Annotated in this window: 4 protein-coding genes and 3 pseudogenes; 4 read left to right on the top strand and 3 right to left on the bottom strand. The window is 63.9% G+C overall.

The genetic code is table 11. The features are described from left to right. From JOY90_RS09160 to JOY90_RS09170, 3 genes and pseudogenes are all read left to right on the top strand, one after another. Window positions 1-123 (top strand): annotated as a pseudogene (locus JOY90_RS09160) (IS630 family transposase); the annotation flags it as partial. Between the two features lie 250 nt (window positions 124-373). After that, entirely contained in the window at window positions 374-1,591 is a 1,218-nt protein-coding gene (locus JOY90_RS09165) for an alpha/beta fold hydrolase (RefSeq protein WP_291690821.1), read from the top strand. Between the two features lie 62 nt (window positions 1,592-1,653). Continuing rightward, a complete protein-coding gene (locus tag JOY90_RS09170; RefSeq protein ID WP_291690822.1) occupies window positions 1,654-2,022 on the top strand; it encodes an avidin/streptavidin family protein in 369 nt (122 codons plus the stop codon). Between the two features lie 8 nt (window positions 2,023-2,030). Here JOY90_RS09170 and JOY90_RS09175 read toward each other — a convergent pair whose 3' ends face one another. The 3 genes and pseudogenes from JOY90_RS09175 to JOY90_RS09185 form a co-directional block, all read right to left on the bottom strand. Further along, the gene (locus JOY90_RS09175) at window positions 2,031-2,180 is read right to left on the bottom strand and encodes a hypothetical protein (protein WP_291690823.1); all 150 of its coding nucleotides are present in this window, start codon (window positions 2,178-2,180) and stop codon (window positions 2,031-2,033) included. A 73-nt stretch (window positions 2,181-2,253) separates the two neighbouring features. Beyond that, window positions 2,254-3,001 (bottom strand): annotated as a pseudogene (locus JOY90_RS09180) (tetratricopeptide repeat protein). Further along, window positions 2,961-3,362 (bottom strand): hypothetical protein, encoded by a 402-nt coding sequence (locus tag JOY90_RS09185; RefSeq protein ID WP_291690824.1) that lies wholly within the window; start codon window positions 3,360-3,362, stop codon window positions 2,961-2,963. Before JOY90_RS09185 ends, JOY90_RS09180 begins: the two are co-directional and overlap by 41 nt. A 252-nt stretch (window positions 3,363-3,614) precedes the next feature. Here JOY90_RS09185 and JOY90_RS09190 point away from each other — a divergent pair. After that, window positions 3,615-4,249, top strand: a pseudogene (locus JOY90_RS09190) (hypothetical protein); the annotation flags it as partial.

Raw genomic sequence — 4,249 nt, forward strand, 5'->3', positions numbered from 1 at the left:
CAGCTTCAGGAGCACATCGATGCCTACATCAACGCATACAACGACAAGGCCGCCCCCTTCGTCTGGACCAAGAAAAAAGTCCGTCAGCGAAGATTCAGGGCGCGCCGTATCACTCAGCTATGATTCCGGGTACTAGTGCTGGAAACGGTGGAGAGCGGCGGCGCGCTCGATGCAGCCAGAGCCTTCGGAAGGCGGCTGTCACAGACTCGAGCGGCCTCGGTGGCGCCGATCAAGTCCGCCGGGATCTTTGGCTGAACCGGGATCCGACCGACATCAACCGGTTCGAGGAAGATCGCTTCGCCGCCCTGTTCGGGCCGGAGCAGTCGCAACGCATGCACGCGTTCCTCGGCCGTCAACAGGAGCCGGCAAAGCCATGACCGACATGTTATTCTACAACGTTTGGCGCGCCGATACGCCCGAGAACCAGGCGCGCCTGATAGCCGCGATGCGTGAGGAGGCACCTAAGCTTGCCGCCAAGCCGGGTTTCCGGTCGATGACGGTGTTGGAAGGCAAGGACGGCCGCATCCTAGTCGAAGGCCGCTGGGCGAGCCGCGAGGCGTTCGACGCGGCGGTCACCCACGACGACAGAGCGCAAACCAGCCGCCAGAGCTTGGAGGCGTTCGGGACGGCCGAGCCAGGGATCTTCACCGAGTCATTCCGGATCGGCTCGCTGGAGGCGCCGTCCCACGACTATCCGAGCGCAGCGTTCTGGGATCGGTTCGCGAGACGTGAGGTCGAGGCGAACGGGCTGAAGCTCAGCGTCGTGGAGGGCGGCCAGGGCGACCCGGTGCTACTTATCCACGGCATGCTGGAGACCTGGGCGGTGTGGAGCCGCGTCATGCCCCACCTGGCCGAACGCTATCGGGTGATCGCACCTGACCTGCGCGGCTTCGGCGAGAGCGAAGGGACCGGCGCTGGTTATGACAAGGTGACGCTGGCTGCCGACATGCTCGCGCTACTGGACGCGCTCGGCATCGGTCGCGTGCACGTCGTGGGCCACGACTTCGGCGGCCAGATCGCATACGCGCTCGCTGCCCCGCACTGTGACCGCGTCGCCACCCTCAGCGCGATCGAGACGCTGCTACCGGGCGTCGACGTGAAGCCACGAGGAGACGAGGGCAAGTTCTGGCTGTTCCCCTTCCACATGGCGCCCGACGTTCCGGAGCTGCTCACCGCCGGGCGCGAGCGCGCGTATGTGCGCGCACTCTGGGACATCTTCGTCGAGCCGAACAGCGAGGTGACGTCCGAGGACCGTGCGGAGGTGGAGCGCGCCTTCGCCCGCCCGGGCGCGCTTACCTCCGGCTTCGGATTCTACCGGGCAACGCCGAAAGACGTTGCAGACCTGACGCCCCACTACGCGAAGAAGCTCGCTATCCCGGTCCTCGCCCTTGGTGGCGAGCACTGCTTCGAGCGGCGGACGCTTGAGAGCTACCAGCAGGTCGCAACCGACGTCACGGGCGGCGTTATCGGGGGCGCCGCCCACTTCACCCCGCTTGAACGCAGCGACGCGACCGCCCGCCCCCTGCTAGAGTTCCTCGCCGCCCATCCGATCGATGACGGCTGCCGTGGCCAGCGCGGCCCGCAACATTGAGTTCACGGTTATGCGGTGGGTGGGCGTGGGGCCTGCGCACGTAGCAACGCAAGAGGCTGATCATGGATTGGAAGGGCAACTGGCGCAATCAATACGGTTCGCTGCTTGTGATCACAGACGACGCTAACCAGCGGATATCGGGCACCTTCAAGACGGCGCTTAGGGATAGCGGCTTCTACGGTCAGGAGATCGCGGTCGTTGGCATCCACCAGGGCGATTGCATCAGTTTCGCCGGGGCCGGCCAAACCGCCGCCGGCGATGCGGCGGTGTCCTACACCGGGCTGCTGCGCGACGGCAAAATGGAAACCATGTGGTTCGTCGTCGCCGACAGCGCGATCAAGGCGCCAAGCGAAGGCGCGCCGGGCAAGCGGGAGAAGCTCAACTGGTGGCGTTCGATCAGCACCAGCGCGGACACGTTTGAGCGCATCTGATCCACCACTCAATGCCGCTTGAAATACTGCACGTCACGCTCGTGCTTTTCCGCCGCCGCGCGCGATTTGAAGGTGCCGAGATTGCGGCGCTTGCCCGTCCTCGGATTGACCTTGCGGGAATAGAGGCGGTATTGGCCGGATGACAGCTTGCGGATCATGGCGGGCTCCTTTTCACTGCTTCCAGTAAAAACCGCGGGCGCGGCGGCGCGTTCCTCTGACGTCGTGGGAAGCCTACCAGCACAGATCCGTCACGAAATTCCCGCGCTTGTCCTTGATCGCGATCGGACAACTTAGCCGCTTCAGCGCGGCTTTGGCATGCTCGTCGCCGAGATCGGCAGCGCGCTTGTAATAGGCCTTCGCGGCGTCCTTGTCTTGCGGCCCGCCACGGCCTTCCTGCGAGAACGCTCCCATCCGCTCCAGTGCGCCCGGATGGTTTTGTGCCGCCGCCTTCTCGAACAGCGCACGTGCCCCGGCGTTGTCCTTCGGGCCGCCGCTGCCCTCAGAGAGCATCAACCCGAGCTGATATTGCGCTTCCGCATTGGTCTCGGCGGCCTTGTCCAATAGCTCGCGTGCGCGCGCGGGATCGGTCGTCGTCGCTGTGCCGCCGAGTGCGGCCAGATTGGTGACACCGCGCGGATTGCGCTTCCGCCGCCCGCTCGAACAGTTTTCGCGCAGCGTCTTCATCCCGGGCGATGCCGGTGCCGGTGCCATAGGCGACGCCCAGTTCGACCATCGCCGAGGTCGAGTCCTTGTCGGCGGGCCTTGCGCCAGGCCGTGATGAACGAGCACGTCGGCGCCCTCGCCTTCGCGCAGCCCGACGGTCGGCGCGAAATCCGCATCCAGCTTGGTGCCGGTGGCTGCCTGATATCGCCCGGCCAGCCGCTCCACGGCGCCCTTCAACGCCAGCGTCGACAACAGGCGCAGCACTTTGTCCATCGCTAACCTTCCTCGTCGCAACTGCCGGAGATGCCGACCTCATGGCCGCCGAACACCGGGTTCTCGCCCCTCGACGGCGTGTGCTCCTGGTTGAGAATCTGGCCCTTCCAGCGGCCGTTCTCGCTGGTGTAGCTGCCGAGATAGTAGAAGAACGCCTCGCCGCCGAGGATACGACCGTTGCTGAGCAGCATCACGCCGGTCAGCCCGCCATCGATGCCGTCGAGCATGCGCAGATGGATGGAGTGGAGGCCGTTGACGACACCGCCCTCGCCGACCTGGCCCCCGATCGGGATCGGCTGCTCCGCGATCGGCGTCATCACGGATTTGAAGACCGCGCCCGGCAGCGTGTACGAACTCCACTGGAAGCGATACAGCGAGCCGTCCGCCCTGCCGCGCGCGCTCAAGGTCGCATCGAGTCCCTGCCGGCCATGGCCTGGAAACTGGGATCCGGGTTGTGGCGGACGGTCTTAATCTCGGTCGTGACCTCGCCGCCGAGCTCCTCGGCTTGTGCTTCCGTGAACTCCAAGCCGCTCTCGCCGGCGCCTGATGCAGAGTGTCAATCGGGACCCATCGACATTCTCTCTCGTCTGATTCCAATCCAACAATTGAGTAGACAGTTGCAGAAAATCCCGGTCAAGCTGATAAGATAGCTTCTTATGGAAGAAAAACCGGTAGCGACCGCCGTTCTGGGCAACGCCATTGTCGAATGGCTCGCTGGCGAGGCCCTGCAAAATTCCGAGCCAGCCAATCTCTACGGAGAGCTGTGCCAGCGGCTCCGTGGAATAGGCATACCAATTCTGCGCGGTCAGGTGGCTTTTCGAGTACTCCATCCGCTTTATAACGCCAGCACCTTGGACTGGGATATTCAGAGAGGCGTCGTTGTGGAGCATTTCCGACCCGAGCAGACTAGCGACGATCAGCTCGTGCATAATCCCCTGGGCCATATCGTGGCCCATCGACTGCCGGTGTTACGCCGTCGACTGACGGGCGATACCGCCCTCCTCGATTTTCCTATTCTTGAGGAGCTTCGCTCGCTTGGTGGCACCGACTACATTTCGTTTCTGGTCGGCTTCGAGCGGCACGGCAAAAACGGCGTCATAAGTTCTTGGCTAAGCGACCGGGCTGCCGGCTTTACTGACGATGAAATCACGCAACTAAATCGTGTAGCGCGCGAACTTGCCATAGCGCTGAAGGCAAAGATAGAACGAAGCGTGGCACAGAACGTGGCCCACGCCTACCTGGGTAAACGTGCGGGTCAGTCTGTGCTTAACGGCCTAATCCGTCGCGGCGA

Origin of the sequence: Bradyrhizobium sp. (assembly GCF_019242285.1) — a bacterium.
In the GTDB taxonomy this organism is placed as follows: Bacteria; Pseudomonadota; Alphaproteobacteria; order Rhizobiales; family Xanthobacteraceae; genus Bradyrhizobium.

Coding starts and splice junctions, on each gene's coding strand:
- JOY90_RS09165 (WP_291690821.1), top strand. CDS start 374: ATGACCGACATGTTATTCTACAACGTTTGGCGCGCCGATACGCCCGAG.
- JOY90_RS09170 (WP_291690822.1), top strand. CDS start 1,654: ATGGATTGGAAGGGCAACTGGCGCAATCAATACGGTTCGCTGCTTGTG.
- JOY90_RS09175 (WP_291690823.1), bottom strand. CDS start 2,180: ATGATCCGCAAGCTGTCATCCGGCCAATACCGCCTCTATTCCCGCAAG.